Origin of the sequence: Chryseolinea lacunae (assembly GCF_016735595.1) — a bacterium.
Lineage (GTDB): Bacteria > Bacteroidota > Bacteroidia > Cytophagales > Cyclobacteriaceae > Chryseolinea > Chryseolinea lacunae.
The window spans coordinates 316,104-332,237 of record NZ_JAERRB010000003.1; the positions used below are offsets into that span (position 1 = coordinate 316,104).

The following is a 16,134-nucleotide window of genomic DNA, read 5'->3' on the forward strand; positions in this document are numbered from 1 at the left end:
TTCTAATTTCTTTCAAGCATGCGTGCCCGGCTGTTTGCGCAGCGAGAGCACGAACACGATGGTTAACCCGATCAGCAAAACGATGGCCGTGCCATTGATGGCCGCATAGTCGGTTGTGTTCCAGCGCAGGTAGATTCCCAGCAGCGCCCACAGCACCACCACCACAAAGGCCGTGGCCCGAAAGCGCAAGGCCACAAAGGCCGACAACGTTGCGGCTACGCACATCATCACCACCGTCCACGCTTCCGGCGAAAGAAAGCCTCCCTCCCAGCGCACCGACACCAGCAAGGCCGACACGTTGGCAATGGTGGCCACACAAATCCATCCGAAATAAAGCGTGAACGGAAGAAAGACAAAGATTTTCTCTTTCATATCGACGGCGCGATGCGATTGCAGCAGCATAAAAATCTGCGAAAGCGAAAACAGCAGCGTGAGCATGATCACCACCGAAAGTGCGGGCATGAGGTAGTGCCAGGCCAGTATCCAGCTCATGTTTAGCACGCACGAGGCCATGAACCACGGCAGCAACGTGGCAATGAAAACATCCTGCTTTCGCGACCACATCAGCACCACGAAGCCGATCAACAACACATAGATCACCGACCAGATCGAAAACGTGAGGCCTGCGGGTGTGAACAAACTGGGATAGAGATCCGAAACCTGCTTTGTGCTGAGACCATTGATGGGCAAAACATTGGCCAGCGTGTTTACAGTGAGCACGCCGCAAAAAAGAATCACACTGGCGAGCGCTAGCATGGTGTTTCTGTTCATAGTGGTGGTTATTAAAAGGGTTGTTATGGCTATAACAACGGTGTTGCGCTTAGGTTTAGGATGAACCACCGGATTTTTGTAGCACCCTTCACATCCTTTCCCGAAAAGTTCTGATGCCCGCTGTGGCGTTATGGATTCTTCCTTATTTTTAGTTCATGAACAATCCTATCACAATCCGCGACGGAAAAAAAGCGGACTTGCCCCGTGTGCTTGAGCTGGTGAAAGAGCTGGCCGAATTTGAAAAAGCACCCCACGAAGTGATCAACACGGTGGCACTCATGGAACACGACGGCTTTGGCCCCAACCCCATATATGGTTTTTTTGTGGCCGAACACAACAACCGCATCGTGGGCCTGTCGCTTTATTATTGGCGCTACTCCACCTGGAAAGGCAAACGGCTCTACCTGGAAGACATCATCGTTACCGAATCGGAAAGGGGCAACGGCATTGGCAAGCTGCTGTTCGACCGCACCATGCAACACACGCTCGACTCCCAGTGCTCGGGCATGGTGTGGCAGGTGCTCGACTGGAACGATCCTGCCATCACCTTCTACAAAAAATACGGTTCCAAGCTCGACCCCGAATGGGTGAACTGTGCGCTGGAGAAAGAACAGATTGAAAAATTGATGGACGCGAAGAAATAGTTTTTCGGATTACACAACCTTATAAAAACAAAGAGCCCCGACAGGTTGGGGCTCTTTGTTTGTGCAGGTCATGCGTCCACGTCAAAGATGGTCCACACGGGAATGCTGATGCCGCCTTTCAAAATCACGAAGTCGTCGGCATAGTCAATCACGTCGCTTTCAGTTTCGAGGGTGTCGCCGTTGGGCAAACGCATGTATAGGCTGATGGGAATGTGTTCGCAGTTGCTGAGAATCATGGCGCGTTGAAGTTTATTCTTGCGCACTTCTTTTTCTTCCTTGTTGTTGAGCACGTCTTTCGATCCGAAATAAAACAGTCTGATGTCAGAAGGGTTAATCACTCTGGTGTCTTTCATAAGCCAAAGATTTTAAGGGTTGATAAAAAAACTAAAATGGAAAAGGTTGCAAAGGAGAATCTTTGCAGGGAACACAGTTTGAGAAAACTGTAACGCGAAGCGCTTTGCGGGTCTACGTTCGCAAAGCCCGGAAAACGATATAGGCCCTGATGGGTTTGTATATCGCGGGTGAGAAACTGTTGTTGGATATTGTTCCGGCGGTGTGTGCAAAACGCATGGCCACCAGTGGAACAGCTTCTTCGAAATGCGAGACTTTCACTTCGTCGGCATCGTCTATAGAGGCCAGCACGGTGGTAATGTTTTCTTTCACAGCCTTCACCACGCTGGTCTTGCCCGGCGAAACGCACTGGCCATACGCACACAGGCTTCCCCAGAGGAAGAGCGTGCTTAAGAACAGGGCGGTGAAGTTTACTTTCATTTTATACTTCTCTTAGGGAGGTAAACGAAAGTAAATATTTTTTAGTGCAGAGTCAACGAAATATTCTGCTACTTCACGATCAAACTTCTTCTAACAACGTCATGAAGGTGACGTGACGGTTCTGGAAACGTGTGCGGTGCTGTGCAACAATGGGCGGCGCAAATTCTTCGAGATAGGTTGTGACATGATTGATGGTCTCGGCAAAAAATTGAATGCTATAGGAAACGTTGCCATCATCCTGGTCGTGCAGCACTTTATAGAACTTCCAGTCCACAAAAAAACCCGTGGCCATCACATCGGGAATGTGTTTTTCTTTTATCCAGGCGATCCACTCCGCCTCAATTTCTTTGTCTATGCCGACGGTTACATTGTATAAAAGCATATGGCAAAGGTATCGCTCTTTCGCGTCACAACATAACCCCACCCACGGGTTTCGAAATGCGGTTCATCCCTTGAAATATGCCTATGGGGGAAGAACATTTAACTTTTTAGTTTTACCCTTGTTTCAATAGGCGTCCTTAACCATAACTCCCCGTGCGAAATCTTTGTCTGTTAGCATTTGTCTTTGCCGTTTCGGTTCCTGCCGTTGCCCAAAAAGGTATTCTGAGAGGAAAAGTTTTCAATAAAATAAACAACGAAGCCATCCCGTTTGCCAACGTGCTCATTCAAGGCACGTCGCTCGGTGCCCCGGCAAACGAAAATGGCGAATACGAAATTGCCAACCTGGCCCCGGGGCTCTACAACGTTGAGGCTTCGTTTGTAGGCTTCAAACCCCTCGTGGTTTTCGAGGTGCAGGTCACCAACGCGAGACCGGCCGTGGTTGATTTTCTGTTGGAAGAAGAAGCGCAAAAGCTGGAGGAAGTGGTGGTGGTGGCCGGCAATTCATTTTTCAAATCGGACGAGTCGCCGCTTTCCCTGCGCACCATCGGCACAGCCGAAATTAAACGCACACCCGGCGGCAACCGCGACATTTCGAAGGTGGTGCGTTCGTTGCCCGGTGTCGCTTCCACGCCGTCGTTTCGAAACGACATCATCATCCGCGGTGGTGCGCCCAGCGAAAACACCTTCTATCTCGATGGCATTCAGATTCCCGTCATCAATCACTTTCAAACGCAGGGCTCGTCGGGCGGGCCCGTAGGCATGATCAACGTGGACCTGTTGCGCGAAGTCAATTTCTATTCGGGTGCCTTCCCCGCCAACCGTGGCAACACCATGAGCTCCGTGTTCGACTTCCGGTTGAAGGATGGCCGCGATGACAAGTGGACCATGAACGGCATTGTGGGTGCGTCTGACTTTGGTGTCACCTTCGAAGGACCTGTGACGCCCAAGTCGACACTGGTGTTTTCGGCGCGGCGGTCGTATCTCAAATTTCTGTTCAACATTTTCAACCTGCCCTTTCTTCCCGTCTACAACGATCTTCAATTCAAATACAAACACAAGATCGACAGCAAGAATCAAATCACGCTGCTGGGCATCGGCGCCATCGACGATTTTTCGCTGAACTATGACGCGCCCGAAAAAGCAAAGACCACCGAAGACAAAGAGGAAGCACAATACATCCTGAACCTGCTTCCCGTTTCTTCACAATGGAACTACACGGCCGGCATAAAATACGATCACTTCCGCCAACACGGCACCACCACACTGGTGGCCAGCCAAAGCGCGCTGAACAACGCCTCCATTAAATACAAAGGCAACGATGAGTCTACGCCCGACAACCTTATTCAAGACTATAACTCACGCGAAAGCGAAACCCGTGTCCGCGCCGAAGACTACTGGACGCGCAACGACTGGAAGATCAACTATGGCCTCAACTACGAGCGCGCCACCTACGACACGCGTGACTACAACAAGATTGTTACACAAGAAGGTTTTGTGGCCCGCAATTACAGCTCGCTGTTCAGCATCAACAAATGGGGTTGGTTTGCGCAGGCCAGCAACACGTTTGCCAAGAAGCTAACCTTGTCGCTTGGCGTGCGGGCCGATGGCAACGACTATTCGGGGGACATGAACAACATGTTCGATCAATTGTCGCCACGGTTCTCGGCTTCCTACGCGCTCACGTCAACCATCAATGCCAACTTCAATACGGGCGTTTATTATCAACTGCCTGCCTACACGGTTTTGGGCTATCGCGATTCGCAGACGAGCGCGTTGGTGAACCGCGACAACGGCGTGAAATACATTCGCAGCAAACATCTGGTGACGGGACTGGAGTTTAATCTTCCCAAAAATTCGCGCATCACGCTCGAAGGGTTCTATAAGTGGTATGATCACTATCCATTCCTCATCGAAGATTCTGTTTCACTGGCCAACCTCGGCGCCGACTTTGGCATCATTGGCAACGCGCCGGTGAGTTCCATTTCGCAAGGCAAAAGCTATGGCATCGAATTTCTGTTGCAACAAAAATTATACAACGGCTTCTATGGTCTGCTGTCCTACACGTTTGTGCGCAGCGTGTTTCAGGATCAGCACGGACGCTATGTGGCCTCCTCGTGGGACAATCGACACCTGGTGAGCCTCACCGGTGGAAAAAAATTCGGAAAGAACTGGGAGTTGGGGTTGCGCTGGCTCTTCACGGGCGGTGGTCCCTACACGCCCTACAATGTGCAGCAAACCATGCTTCAGCAAAACTGGAACATCCGGCCCTATGGTGTGCCCGACTATAGTCAACTGAACGCACAACGGATCTCGTCGTTTCATCAACTTGACCTTCGCATCGACAAGAAATATTATTTTTCACGCTGGAGCCTCGATGCCTATTTCGACATTCAAAATGCCTACAACCACGTCACCAAATTTCAGGACAACATCGACGTGCAACGCGACGCTAACGGTCAGCCCATCGTAGATTCTTCGAATCCGAATTATTATTTGCCGAAGTTCATACAGAGCACCTATGGCACATTGCTTCCCACGGTCGGCATTATTGTGGAGTTGTAAAAAAATCTAAAGCAGGCTCATCACGGCAAAAAAATGAAACGTGCTGCCGCCCAGCACAAACAGGTGCCAGATGCTGTGTGAATATTTCATTTTGTCTTTCACAAAGAAGAACACACCCAACGTATAGGACGCGCCGCCCAGCACCAGAAATAAAAATCCCTCAAACGACAAGCTGGTGTAAACCGGTTTGATGACGGCCACTACGGCCCAACCCATCACCACATAGAGCACGGTCGAAATCCATTCGGCTTTGCCGGTGTGAAAGGCCTTCATCACAACGCCCGCGATAGCGCAACACCACACCACGCCCAACACCGTCCAGCCCATCCATCCGCGAAGGGCCGTAAGGCAAAATGGTGTGTAGGTGCCGGCAATGAGCAGGAAGATGGCCATGTGGTCGAACTTCCGGAAAAGCTTCTTGACGCGCGGCCCCATGAGGCTGTGATATAACGTTGACATCACATACAGAATCACCAGCATGGCTCCAAAAACAGAAAAGCCCACCACGTGCCAGGCCGTTCCATAGAGCGACGCAAACACCACCAGCAACACCAGTGCAGCAATGGCCAGCAACGCGCCAACACCATGTGTGATGGCGTTGGCAATTTCTTCGGCAATCGAAACGCGGGGATGTTCAAGAGGCTGCATCGGCTTTTAGTTTTTTATGGATTTAACGGAATGCCATAATTTTTTGGTATCTTCCTCATGGAATGAAATTGCGCATCTCCTTTTTGGTAACGTTGCTTTCGGTGTTCGTTTCGATCACGGCAACGGCGCAATTCAAAAAAATCTACGCGCCAAAGTCCTTCACACTCACCGGCCTTGAAGGCAACACCCCCAAAACCGCGCCCGCACAAAAATGGTTTCTTCCCGGCCTGAAAAGCGATCGCGACCGGGTTGCCTATAAGTCAACTGTGCCTGCATTGAACATGCCCGCCAGTCTTCCCGCCAGCGACATGTATTGGATCGGGTCGGTCACCAGCCAGTCGTATAACCAAGGCAAAATTGGCCGTTATTATTATTGGGACATTCAGGGCAACCTCCGCGAGTCGTATCTTTTTCTCGACATCGCAGGCAAAAACAAGCGCGGCCTCAAGCTTGTGTTTCCCCGTCATCACGCCTTCTTCTAGTCGTTACTCTTCTCCTTTTACATAGGCACTCAGATACTGAAACGTTTCGGTGAGCGCGCCGTCTTTCGCGATGGTGCCGCGTTCGATAATGCCTTCCGGGTCGTCGACCAGCAACGGTTTCAAAATGCGGTCGATGAGGTCGCGGCCAAATTCTTCCGACGCACTGCGCGGTAGTTCGCAGGGCAGGTTGTCGACCGCCATCACGGTGGCAAATTCGGGTTTGGAAAATGCCGGCTGCACGGTGTCTGTGGTGGGATCGTAGTCATAAACCGGATCAACAATAGTGCTCGCTTGCTTGGTGCTGGGAATGGAGCCGCCGATGTCGCACGTGATGTCGGCAATCACTTTGATTCTGAAATTTGACGACAACATTTCTTCGCGCGTAAACAACACGGGCGCTTTCGGATTCCAGAACGCTCCCGCCATCAGAATGTCGGTCACCGCCGTGAAGTCTTTGAAGTGCGATGTGTAACGTTCGGGATATTGGTGAAACTCTTCGCGGTTAAAATGGCCGCCGTCTTTGCGCGTGTGATAGTCGGCGCTGGCCAGCTGCACATACACGGGTTCGTTGAAGTGGCGCGTCAGATAATCCTGCGGGCTCACTTTGCGAATGCCCGCGGTGTCTAATGTTTCCATGGCCCCTTTGCCCACGCGGCCCGCGCCGGTCAATATTATTTTCACTGCGGGCAGCTTCACTTTGCGCAGCTCCAGTTTCAAATCGTTCACATCAAAACATTCAAACGCACGACGCAAGTCGAAAGCACCATAGCGTTTGCCATAGGTCCACAAGCCATTGAAGGCACCCACAATGCCCGCATAGCGACCAAAGGCCACCAGGCGATTGCCCTGTTTGTCTTTTAGTGCTTCATAGTCGATGAGCCTGATTTTTTTTGCCAGCACCTCTTGCAACAGCTTCCGGTTGTAGGGTTGCTTTTTGATGGTGTGCGAAAAAAACAGGTAGGTCTTTCCGGCAATCAACTGCGTTAGCGGCACTTCTTTGATGCCCATCAGAATGTCGCAGTCGTCCACAGCAGGAACGGCCGCCACACCCACCGCGCTGTATTCCATGTCGCGAAAGCAACGCACTTCGCTTTGCTGGGCAAACACTTTCACGTGCGCGAAACGCTGCTCGATTTCTTCCACTTGTTGTGGAGTGAAGGGAACTCGTTTGTCGGGAGGAGTTTTTCCTTCCCGGATAAGGCCTAGACGTAGAACGCTCATGAGTGTTTTTTGTGGAAAGCACAAAGCTAACACCTATGGCACAATCGTCAAATCTTGAGGGCAGGCTCGTGGCGATGGGTGTTCTGCGCTTTGGCGCGTAATGCCTGGCGCACGTGGCGTTGCTGGTGCACCGTCACAAACTCGAGGGCGTCGCCCAGGTTCATGCGCAACAGCTTCAGGAACTCAACGGGCACGCTCCCCTGGCTCAGGTTGAATGCTGAGGCGCGGGCCAGCAAGACAAGCAGCGTTTTTTGGTGATGCAAAAATTCGTCGATCACGGCGCTGGTGAGGGCGCTGTTGGCGGGGTTCATGTGCTTCAGCGTTTTTTGTTTCTTCATGTTCGACGGATGCATCATGGCTATAAATTTCCGGCCCAGCCAGGTGGAACGTGCTTCTGCATGGGCGTCGCCCACACGGGGTTTCAATTTGTCGAGGGCATCGGCCATGCGCGCGTTGTAGTAGCGGCTGTAGCGATTCAGGTGCTCCAGGCATTCGAGTATGCTCCACGAAGTTTCACTTTCTTTCCGGTTCAGATCTGCCTGCGGCAATGCTATAAACTCGTGCGTCACAGTTTCTACCATCGTTTCGATGTTGTTGCGCAGCTTCTGAATGCGTTCGGTTGATTTCATACGTTGTTTTTTTATCAAAACTACCGGACACGCATTTCAAAAAAATTGACGGCGATCAAGATTGTGACGCAACCCGCGAATCGTCTGCATTTTTTTCGGTGGGCCGTATGCGGCTCAGGGTTTCGGGCGTCATGCGCAAATAGGATGCGATGTATTTGCGGGGAATGGTTTGAAAGATGTGTGCGCTTCGTTCCAGCAAACGCTCGTAGCGTTCTTCGGGTGTGAACGTGAGCATTTCGGTTTCGCGCTCAATCTTTCCCAGCAGGGCTTCTTCCTCCAGCATTCGCCACGCGCGTTCGATGCGCGGATACGAATCGAACAGCGCGTAGAAATGCTGACGGCCAATGGAGATCAACTCCGTTTTGGCCAATGCCTGTATATAATATTCCGACGGCAGATTCCGGATGAACGACGGGTAGGAACAAATGAGATTGCCCTCGTGTGCAAAGCCCACACAAATTTCATCGTCGCGGTGTGGAAAAAAAATGCGCATGCTTCCACTGACTACATAGAACAACGCTGCCTCCACTTGTCCTTTTTGAATAAGGAATTCGTTTCGCTTTAGCGTGGTGGGTTTGTTCCAGTGGGCCAGCAACGCCAGCGCCTCCTCGTCCGTGAGTTGGATTTTGGTATTGAAAATGGCGATGAGTTTTTCCTGCTCCGGGGTCATGCCAGGAGATTAGTCTTCGAACAGGCCACCCAGCAACGAGCTGGCTTCTTTGCCACTATTGCGTCCATAAGGAGCAAGGGCCTGCACCAACTTGCGGATGGGCATGGACTGAAGCCATACTTTGCCGGTGCCCCGCAGCGTGGCCAGGAAAATGCCTTCGCCACCAAACACCATCGAGCGCAAACCGCCTGAGCTTTGCACGTCGAAATCGATCTGCGATTCAAAAGCCACAACGCAGCCGGTATCTACACGCAGCGTTTCGTTGTTCAATGTGCGCTCTATCACCGTCCCGCCGGCGTGCACAAAAACTTTGCCATCGCCCTGAAGTTTTTGGAGTATAAAACCTTCGCCACCCACCAGGCCCGAGCCAAGCTTGCGGTTGAAGGAGATCGACAACTTGGTGCCATAGGCGGCGCACAGAAACCCATCTTTCTGAACAATCAACTCATTGCCGGGACTTTGGGAAAGATCCACGGGAATGACCGTGCCGGGATAGGGTGCCGAAAAGCCCACCTTTGCCTTGCGCGAGCCACGGTTGGTGAAGTGCGTCATGAAAAGCGATTCGCCCGTGAGCACGCGCGAGCCTGCCGAGAGCAGCTTGTCGAACAAACCCTGGCTGGGGTTTGAGCCGTCGCCCATTTTTGCTTCGAACTGTATGCCGTCTTCCATGAAGAGCATGGCGCCGGCTTCGGCGATCACCGTTTCGTTGGGATCCAGTTCCACCTCAACGATCTGAATGCTCTCTCCTTTAATCTCGTAGTCAATCTCGTGTGATCTGCTCATAGCGTTGTAATTTTTTTAAGTCGTTTTAAGAAAAAAACGGAACATGCCGGGGCTGTGTTGCTACCTGCGCAAAAAAAACCGGGCATATTGTGCCAGCGTGTATCGGAAGGGAAAGTGCTAACGGCGATTTTCAGAAACTAGTCGCCGGGAGTGAACAAGAATTTCGGAGAAGGCTATTTCTTTTTTTTCTTCTTACCCTTTTTCATGTCGTCGTAGTCGTCGCGCTCGGCCAGTTTTTTGTCGTCCACATTCTTATCAAGAAACTCGTTGAGCTTGTCGATGTTCATGTTGGCTTTTATTTCACCAAACTGGTCGATGGTGATGTCGAGGCCCTGGAGTTCTTTGTGAACGCGCGGCTTAGCCTTGGGAGTGGGTTTGCTTTCTTTTTTGGCCATGTATCAAAGGTAGCAAAAAGGCCTTAAAAACGAATTTCGCAGGGTTAGGTGGGACATTATGTCCGGGGCCGGAAAAAAACAAAGAGACGCCGCGTTAAAATCACGCAAACGTCTCTTTGGGAAGTTATCGTTTGAATTGCCGTTTCTCAGGCGTTTGCCTTCACCTTCAGGGTTTGGAGCGCAAAGCCGATGCGGTTCACCACTTCGTCTTTTCCAATAATCTCCATGATCATCATCAGGTCGGGACCGCCGCCGGCGCCCGTGATGGACAGGCGGAGTGCCTGCAGAATTTTACCGGTGCCAACGCCCAGGCTGGCGGTCACTTGCTCCAGTGTTGCCTTGGCTGTGGTGGCATCGAGTGCCGGCAGTTTGGCAACCTCGTCTTTGAAGGCCGAGATCACTTTCACCGCCTCGTCGTTCCATTTCTTGCCGGCCACGCCTTCGTCAAACGCCGCAGGGGCGGTAAACAAAAACTTGCCCTGCTCCCAGAAATCTTTCGGGAACGTGACGCGCTCTTTCATGATTGACACCACCTTGAAGGCCTTCTCTTGAGAACACGAAATGTTTTCTTTCGCCAGCGACGCCAACAGGTATTCGACCAGTTCGGCGTCGGATTTTGAGCGCAGATATTGCTGGTTGAACCATTGGGCTTTGTGAATGTCGAACTTGGCGCCGGCCTTGCCGATGCGCTCTACTGAAAACGCCTTGATCAGGTCGTCCATCGAAAACAATTCTTGCGTGGTGCCCGGATTCCAGCCCAGAAAGGCCAGGAAGTTCACTAGCGCTTCGGGCAGATAGCCCGCTTCGCGGAAGCCCGACGCTTTTTCGTTTGTGTTTGGGTCAACCCAGTCGAGCGGAAAAATGGGAAAGCCCATTTGGTCGGCATCGCGCTTGCTCAGCTTGCCGTCGCCGGTGGGCTTCAGCAGCAGCGGGAGGTGTGCAAACTGCGGCATGTCCTTTTCCCATCCCAGATATTTGTAGAGCAGCACGTGCAACGGCGCCGAAGGCAACCATTCTTCGCCGCGAATCACGTGCGAAATTTTCATGAGGTAGTCGTCCACCACGTTGGCCAAGTGATAGGTGGGCATGCCATCGCTTTTCATCAACACCTTGTCGTCTATTTGCGAGGAGTGCACCATCACCCAACCGCGGATCATGTCGTTGAGACGCACCTCTTCTTTGCGGGGCACTTTCAACCGGATCACATAGGGTGCGCCGGCGTTGAGCAGGTCTTTCACTTCGTCTTCGGTCAGCGTCACCGAGTTGCGCATCTGGGTGCGGGTAATGCTGTTGTATTGAGGCGATGCTACGCCGGCGGTTTTCAGGCGCTCGCGCATGGCCTCCAGTTCCTGTTCTGTATCGAACGCATAGTAGGCGTTGCCTTCGGCGATCAGTCGCAGCGCGTGTTCCATATACATGGGCTTGCGTTCCGACTGGCGGTAGGGTGCGTGTGGTCCACCCACGCCAATGCCTTCGTCGATCTTGATGCCAACCCACTCCAGCGCTTTCAAAATATATTCTTCCGCGCCGGGCACAAAGCGGGTCTGATCGGTGTCTTCGATGCGAAGGATCATGGTGCCGTTGTTCTGGCGGGCCAGCAAATAGTTATACAAAGCGGTTCTCACACCACCAATGTGCAGGGCGCCGGTGGGGCTTGGGGCAAATCTTACGCGAACTTCTCTCATTCCTTGGCTTCCGGTTTTTCGGACTGCAAAGGTAAAGTGAATTTGTGATTTACGACAGGTTTTCGAACATTTTGGAAGGGGTGTGGCGACTTCGTGAGCCCCGATTCTACTGGCAACCGTAGAAATTATTTTCTATTCATGACGCAGGGTATCTACCGGATTGGTGAGTGCCGCGCGAAGTGTTTGAAAACTGATCGTGGCAAGCGTTATGAAAACAAGCACCAGCGTGGGCAACACAAACATCCACACCTTGAGCTCCACTTTCAGCGCAAAGCTGTTCAGCCAGTTGTCCATGGCATACCACGCGCTGGGTATGGCAATGCAGGTGGCGGCCAAAATCAACACGATATATTCGCGACAGAGCAACACCACGATGCTGCTTTCTTTTGCGCCCAACACTTTGCGTATTCCAATTTCGCGCGTGCGCACAGATGCCGTGTAGGCCGACAGACCAAACAAGCCAAGCACCGTCACAAACACCAGCAACGCCGAAAAGAAACCGATGAGCTTGCCGAACTGAATGTCGCGCTTGTATTGCTGATCATATTTTTCGTCGAGAAAATAATAGCTGAAGGGCTGGCCGGGAAACACGTGGTGGAAAAGTTCTTCGAGGTCGCTCACCACTTGCCGCGCCGCTTTTGTTTCGATGTTGATCAGATAGAACAAACCACCTTCGGGCCGATAGGCATAGAGCACCGGCGGTATGGGATCTTTGGGCGACTCCTGGTGAAAGTCGTTCACCACACCAATCACCGTGGCGGTGTCGCCCATGAACAAAACTTTTTCGTCGATGGCATCTTCCGGTTTTTCGAAACCCAGCGTGGCCAGGGCCTGCTCGTTCACAAACAATGTTTTGCGAGGAATGCTTTGCGTGGTGAAGTTGCGTCCGGCCAGCAGCTGCAGGCCCATCACTTCCACAAAATTTTCGTCGACCCACATGCGTTGATATTGAAACGATTTCGAGTCGTCGTCTTTCGGGCGACGCACGCCGTTGATGAGGTAGATGATCGGGTCGCCCGGCACCACGTTCAGATACGTGCTGGCTTCCACTCCCGGGATGCGCATCATTTCTTTCTTATAGGTATCGACGCGCTGGTTGGCCAGCGAGTCATAGATTTCCGAATCTCTGATCACCAGCTTTTGCGACACATCGAAGCCCAACGCCTGGCTGCGCAGGAAACTGATTTGTTTGTAGATGATGAACAAACAGCTCACCAACACGATGGCCGTCACAAACGGCACCAGCACCATGGCTTTGCGCACCCAACGGCCCGAAGCCGAGGCCACAAATTTTCCCTTCAGGATCAACGACGGTTTGAAGGCCGACAGAAAAAACGCGGGATACAACCCGGCAGCCAGGCTTCCGCCCAGCAGCACACCCGTCATCACCATCCAGAATCGGATGTCGAGCACCGAAAAATTTACCTGTGTGCTAATCACGTTGTTGAACGTGGGCATCATGGCAAACACCATCACGGCCGCGATGACCCCCGCGGCAAGGTTCAGGAAAAGCGACTCCAGCAAGAACTGCCCGATAAGTTGGAGGCGGTAGCTGCCCAGCACTTTGCGGATGCCCACTTCTTTTGCACGCTCCAGCGATTTTGCCGTGGCCAGTCCCACATAGTTGAACCAAGCGATCACCAGAATGAAGATGGCCACCAAGGTGATGTATTCGATGTAGCGATGGTCGCCGTTTTGTTCAAGCTCGTTGCTGAGGTCGGAATAGAGGTGAATGCTGGTGAGCGGTTGCAACTGCCACGTCATGCGCTGATCGGTCTCTTTCAGCCAGTCGCCGGCTTGTGCCATGATGAGGTCGGGAAATTTTTGTTCGAGTGCCCTGGCGTTTGCGCCGTCGCGCAGCACCACATAGGTCATCAAACCATCGTAGCGCCAGGGAGCGTCCAGCACTTCGCGGTAGGGATGTTTTTCGAACGTGGCATACGAAATGATGATGTCGAATTTCATATGCGAATTGTCGGGCATGTCTTTGTATACACCCACCACATCAAATTCATATGTTCCGCGGAAGCTCAGTGTTTTTCCGATCGGGTCTTCGCCTTTAAAAACTTTTTTGGCAAACGACTCCGACACCACAGCGGTGTAGGGATCGCGCAACACCAGCGAATCAACGCCTTTGATGAGGGGAAAAGAAAAATAGCGGAAGAAATTTTCGGAGGCAAAACATGTGCGCTCTTCCTTGAAGCCTTCGTTCTTATAGAGAATGATGGGCGAAACTTTTATTAGCGACACATGGTCTTCCACTTCGGCAAACGAGCTCTTCAGGGCCGTGCCCGTTGCATAGCTGCCGATGGCCGAGTGAAGCGTGCGTTCGCCGCGACTGAAGCGGTCTTGCTGCACGCGATAGATGTGGTCTTTGCGAACATGAAACTGGTCAAAACTTTTTTCGTAGCTGATGTAGAGAACAATCAGCACAAAAACAGCTATACCGATGGAAAGACCGCCGACGTTGATGAAGGAATAAACCTTATTTTTGAGCAGGCTTCGAAAAGCCACCCTGATGTTATTGCGGAACACGTGTCGAAAGTTAAGGAGTTAATCGCTATCAGGGGTCGGTTCATAGCTTTATGTAAACTAAATTAACAATTATTCATGAATTCAAAATCCGATTACGATCTTATTATTATAGGCGCAGGACCCATCGGTTTGGCCTGCGGCATCGAAGCAAAAAAATCGGGTTTGAATTATCTGATCCTTGAAAAAGGATGCCTCGTTAATTCGCTCTATCACTATCCGCTCAACATGACATTCTTCTCCACGTCCGATCGTTTGGAGATTGGCGAGGTGCCTTTCATTTCGCATGGCGCCAAGCCCGTGCGCACGGAAGCGTTGGAATATTATCGCCGTGTGGCGTCAACATGGAAGCTGCATATCAGATTGTATGAGGCCGTCACCGCGTTGAAAACCGAAAACGGTGTGCACGAAATTTCCACACCCAAAGGACACTACACCGCCAAAGCCATTGTGCTGGCACTTGGTTTTTATGACTTGCCCTATTTGCTGAACGTGCCCGGCGAAAATTTGCCAAAGGTGAAACACTACTACGACGAACCACATCCCTACTATGCGCAAAACATTCTGGTGGTAGGCGCGGCCAATTCGGCGGTAGACGTGGCGCTGGAAACGTATCGCAAAGGCGCCAACGTCACCATGGTGATTCGCGAAAAACAAATTCGCGAAAGCGTGAAATACTGGGTGCGGCCCGACATTGAAAACCGCATCGCCGAAGGTTCTATCAAAGCCTATTTCGAATCCTCGATCCTCGAAATTTTCCCCACCACCGTGAAGATCAAAACACCCGAAGGCGAAAAAGTTCTGGACAACGATTTTGTACTGGCCATGACGGGCTATCAACCGCCATTCGATTTCATGAAAGCCTGTGGCATCCATTTTCAAAACGACGCTTTTCACACACCGGTCTATGACGAACACACCATGGAAACAAATGTGGAAAATCTTTACCTCGCCGGTGTGATGGTGGGCGGACTGAAAACCGGCAAGTGGTTCATCGAAAACTCGCGCGTGCACGCCACCATGATCCTGGATGCGTTAAAGAAAAAATTGTAGGTCGTGTCCTAAAGTTTCGTCACGTATATTTTCTCAGAACATTTTCCACTGCACCAACATACGACCCGCCAAACAGGTTGACGTGCACCAGAAGCGGATAGAGTGTGTAGAGATCAACGCGGCGTTCGAAGCCCGGCTGAAGCGGATAGGCATGATGATAAGCTTCATAAAATTCATTGTCGAAGCCACCAAACAGTTGCGTCATGGCCAGCTCTGCTTCGCGATGGCCAAAATAAACCGCGGGGTCCACTAAACATGGCGCGCCCTGCGCATTGGCAAGGAGGTTGCCCGACCACAAATCGCCGTGCAACAGCGCGGGCAATTCTTCGGGAAGCAACTCGGGAAGACGTTTGTATAAAGCCTCAAACATTTTTGTCCAGCGTGCATCCACGCGGTGGGCATCGCACGCCAGCTTCACCTGCACGGTAAGACGTTGCTCTATATAAAACGCTACCCATGTCGTGGTCGGTGTGTTGTGTTGTGGAAGCGAGCCAATGTAGTTTGCATGATCCAACCCAAAGCGTGCGGCCGTTACGCGGTGCAGCGCGGCCAGTTGCTGACCAAGATGTTCCCAGTATTTTTTTCCGCGCGCCGATGGTGTGATGAACTCCAGCAGCAAATATTGAAATGAACTTGTCTCGCCGGTGTGAACCACCTTCGGAATGTAAATCACACCCGGTGCGCGCAGCAAGGTCAATCCCTTCACCTCGGCTTCGAACATGCCGGGGAATTTTTGGGCTTCGTTCCATTTCAGAAAAAATTCGCCCGCCGATGTGCCCAGCTTTCCGGCTTTGTTAATGCTTCCGCCACCCACAAACGAAAAATTCGTCACGGTTGCCGGTGACGAATCTCGCTGCAAAAATTCGATGATGCCTTGTTGAACTTCGGGTGGAACTTCAGAAAGCAT

The 16,134-nt window shown here is 51.7% G+C and carries 17 protein-coding genes; 4 read left to right on the top strand and 13 right to left on the bottom strand.

Annotated features, from left to right (window positions below; all coding sequences use genetic code 11):
• Window positions 1-12: 12 nt before the first annotated feature.
• Complete coding sequence (locus JI741_RS10500; protein WP_202009020.1) at window positions 13-771, bottom strand: TspO/MBR family protein; 759 nt, start codon at window positions 769-771, stop codon at window positions 13-15.
• 155 nt (window positions 772-926) lie between these two features.
• Between JI741_RS10500 and JI741_RS10505 the strand changes: the two genes are divergently transcribed.
• Window positions 927-1,415 carry a GNAT family N-acetyltransferase gene (locus tag JI741_RS10505; RefSeq protein ID WP_202009021.1) on the top strand — a complete coding sequence of 163 codons (489 nt, stop codon included), beginning with the start codon at window positions 927-929 and terminating at the stop codon, window positions 1,413-1,415.
• 68 nt (window positions 1,416-1,483) lie between these two features.
• Here the strand turns inward: JI741_RS10505 and JI741_RS10510 are convergent, their stop codons facing one another.
• From JI741_RS10510 to JI741_RS10520, 3 genes are all read right to left on the bottom strand, one after another.
• The gene (locus JI741_RS10510; RefSeq protein WP_202009022.1) at window positions 1,484-1,768 is read right to left on the bottom strand and encodes a hypothetical protein; all 285 of its coding nucleotides are present in this window, start codon (window positions 1,766-1,768) and stop codon (window positions 1,484-1,486) included.
• 112 nt (window positions 1,769-1,880) lie between these two features.
• A complete protein-coding gene (locus JI741_RS10515; protein WP_202009023.1) occupies window positions 1,881-2,186 on the bottom strand; it encodes a hypothetical protein in 306 nt (101 codons plus the stop codon).
• Window positions 2,187-2,265: 79 nt separating this feature from the next.
• On the bottom strand, window positions 2,266-2,568 hold the full coding sequence (locus JI741_RS10520) for a DUF4286 family protein (protein ID WP_202009024.1): 303 nt from the start codon (window positions 2,566-2,568) through the stop codon (window positions 2,266-2,268).
• 152 nt (window positions 2,569-2,720) lie between these two features.
• On the opposite strand from JI741_RS10520, the gene JI741_RS10525 reads away from it, so the two are divergent.
• Window positions 2,721-5,129, top strand: a complete 2,409-nt coding sequence (locus tag JI741_RS10525) for a TonB-dependent receptor (RefSeq protein ID WP_202009025.1) — start codon at window positions 2,721-2,723, stop codon at window positions 5,127-5,129.
• Window positions 5,130-5,135: 6 nt separating this feature from the next.
• Here the strand turns inward: JI741_RS10525 and trhA are convergent, their stop codons facing one another.
• Window positions 5,136-5,777 carry a PAQR family membrane homeostasis protein TrhA gene (gene trhA, locus JI741_RS10530; RefSeq protein WP_202009026.1) on the bottom strand — a complete coding sequence of 214 codons (642 nt, stop codon included), beginning with the start codon at window positions 5,775-5,777 and terminating at the stop codon, window positions 5,136-5,138.
• Between the two features lie 62 nt (window positions 5,778-5,839).
• Here trhA and JI741_RS10535 point away from each other — a divergent pair, with 62 nt between their 5' ends.
• Window positions 5,840-6,259, top strand: coding sequence for a hypothetical protein (locus JI741_RS10535; protein ID WP_202009027.1), 420 nt, complete (start codon window positions 5,840-5,842; stop codon window positions 6,257-6,259).
• A gap of 3 nt (window positions 6,260-6,262) precedes the next feature.
• Here JI741_RS10535 and JI741_RS10540 read toward each other — a convergent pair whose 3' ends face one another.
• The 7 genes from JI741_RS10540 to JI741_RS10570 form a co-directional block, all read right to left on the bottom strand.
• Complete coding sequence (locus JI741_RS10540) at window positions 6,263-7,480, bottom strand: NAD(P)-dependent oxidoreductase (protein ID WP_202009028.1); 1,218 nt, start codon at window positions 7,478-7,480, stop codon at window positions 6,263-6,265.
• Window positions 7,481-7,527: 47 nt separating this feature from the next.
• Window positions 7,528-8,109, bottom strand: coding sequence for a DinB family protein (locus JI741_RS10545; protein WP_202009029.1), 582 nt, complete (start codon window positions 8,107-8,109; stop codon window positions 7,528-7,530).
• 55 nt (window positions 8,110-8,164) lie between these two features.
• On the bottom strand, window positions 8,165-8,779 hold the full coding sequence (locus JI741_RS10550) for a Crp/Fnr family transcriptional regulator (RefSeq protein ID WP_202009030.1): 615 nt from the start codon (window positions 8,777-8,779) through the stop codon (window positions 8,165-8,167).
• 9 nt (window positions 8,780-8,788) lie between these two features.
• Window positions 8,789-9,562: a TIGR00266 family protein gene (locus tag JI741_RS10555; protein WP_202009031.1), complete on the bottom strand. Its 774-nt coding sequence runs from the start codon at window positions 9,560-9,562 to the stop codon at window positions 8,789-8,791.
• Between the two features lie 173 nt (window positions 9,563-9,735).
• Complete coding sequence (locus tag JI741_RS10560; RefSeq protein ID WP_202009032.1) at window positions 9,736-9,957, bottom strand: hypothetical protein; 222 nt, start codon at window positions 9,955-9,957, stop codon at window positions 9,736-9,738.
• A 146-nt stretch (window positions 9,958-10,103) separates the two neighbouring features.
• Entirely contained in the window at window positions 10,104-11,642 is a 1,539-nt protein-coding gene (gene gltX / locus JI741_RS10565) for a glutamate--tRNA ligase (protein ID WP_202009033.1), read from the bottom strand.
• Between the two features lie 132 nt (window positions 11,643-11,774).
• On the bottom strand, window positions 11,775-14,177 hold the full coding sequence (locus JI741_RS10570; RefSeq protein ID WP_202009034.1) for an ABC transporter permease: 2,403 nt from the start codon (window positions 14,175-14,177) through the stop codon (window positions 11,775-11,777).
• Window positions 14,178-14,252: 75 nt separating this feature from the next.
• Between JI741_RS10570 and JI741_RS10575 the strand changes: the two genes are divergently transcribed.
• Complete coding sequence (locus JI741_RS10575; RefSeq protein ID WP_202009035.1) at window positions 14,253-15,227, top strand: YpdA family putative bacillithiol disulfide reductase; 975 nt, start codon at window positions 14,253-14,255, stop codon at window positions 15,225-15,227.
• Between the two features lie 19 nt (window positions 15,228-15,246).
• Here JI741_RS10575 and JI741_RS10580 read toward each other — a convergent pair whose 3' ends face one another.
• On the bottom strand, window positions 15,247-16,134 hold the full coding sequence (locus JI741_RS10580) for a fructosamine kinase family protein (protein WP_202009036.1): 888 nt from the start codon (window positions 16,132-16,134) through the stop codon (window positions 15,247-15,249).

What these genes read in the sequence shown, in the direction of transcription:
- gltX (WP_202009033.1), bottom strand. Translation starts at nt 11,642, where the DNA reads ATGAGAGAAGTTCGCGTAAGATTTGCCCCAAGCCCCACCGGCGCCCTG.
- JI741_RS10515 (WP_202009023.1), bottom strand. Translation starts at nt 2,186, where the DNA reads ATGAAAGTAAACTTCACCGCCCTGTTCTTAAGCACGCTCTTCCTCTGG.
- JI741_RS10505 (WP_202009021.1), top strand. Translation starts at nt 927, where the DNA reads ATGAACAATCCTATCACAATCCGCGACGGAAAAAAAGCGGACTTGCCC.
- JI741_RS10555 (WP_202009031.1), bottom strand. Translation starts at nt 9,562, where the DNA reads ATGAGCAGATCACACGAGATTGACTACGAGATTAAAGGAGAGAGCATT.
- JI741_RS10545 (WP_202009029.1), bottom strand. Translation starts at nt 8,109, where the DNA reads ATGAAATCAACCGAACGCATTCAGAAGCTGCGCAACAACATCGAAACG.
- trhA (WP_202009026.1), bottom strand. Translation starts at nt 5,777, where the DNA reads ATGCAGCCTCTTGAACATCCCCGCGTTTCGATTGCCGAAGAAATTGCC.
- JI741_RS10540 (WP_202009028.1), bottom strand. Translation starts at nt 7,480, where the DNA reads ATGAGCGTTCTACGTCTAGGCCTTATCCGGGAAGGAAAAACTCCTCCC.
- JI741_RS10560 (WP_202009032.1), bottom strand. Translation starts at nt 9,957, where the DNA reads ATGGCCAAAAAAGAAAGCAAACCCACTCCCAAGGCTAAGCCGCGCGTT.
- JI741_RS10580 (WP_202009036.1), bottom strand. Translation starts at nt 16,134, where the DNA reads ATGCTTTCTGAAGTTCCACCCGAAGTTCAACAAGGCATCATCGAATTT.
- JI741_RS10550 (WP_202009030.1), bottom strand. Translation starts at nt 8,779, where the DNA reads ATGACCCCGGAGCAGGAAAAACTCATCGCCATTTTCAATACCAAAATC.
- JI741_RS10520 (WP_202009024.1), bottom strand. Translation starts at nt 2,568, where the DNA reads ATGCTTTTATACAATGTAACCGTCGGCATAGACAAAGAAATTGAGGCG.
- JI741_RS10500 (WP_202009020.1), bottom strand. Translation starts at nt 771, where the DNA reads ATGAACAGAAACACCATGCTAGCGCTCGCCAGTGTGATTCTTTTTTGC.
- JI741_RS10535 (WP_202009027.1), top strand. Translation starts at nt 5,840, where the DNA reads ATGAAATTGCGCATCTCCTTTTTGGTAACGTTGCTTTCGGTGTTCGTT.
- JI741_RS10575 (WP_202009035.1), top strand. Translation starts at nt 14,253, where the DNA reads ATGAATTCAAAATCCGATTACGATCTTATTATTATAGGCGCAGGACCC.
- JI741_RS10510 (WP_202009022.1), bottom strand. Translation starts at nt 1,768, where the DNA reads ATGAAAGACACCAGAGTGATTAACCCTTCTGACATCAGACTGTTTTAT.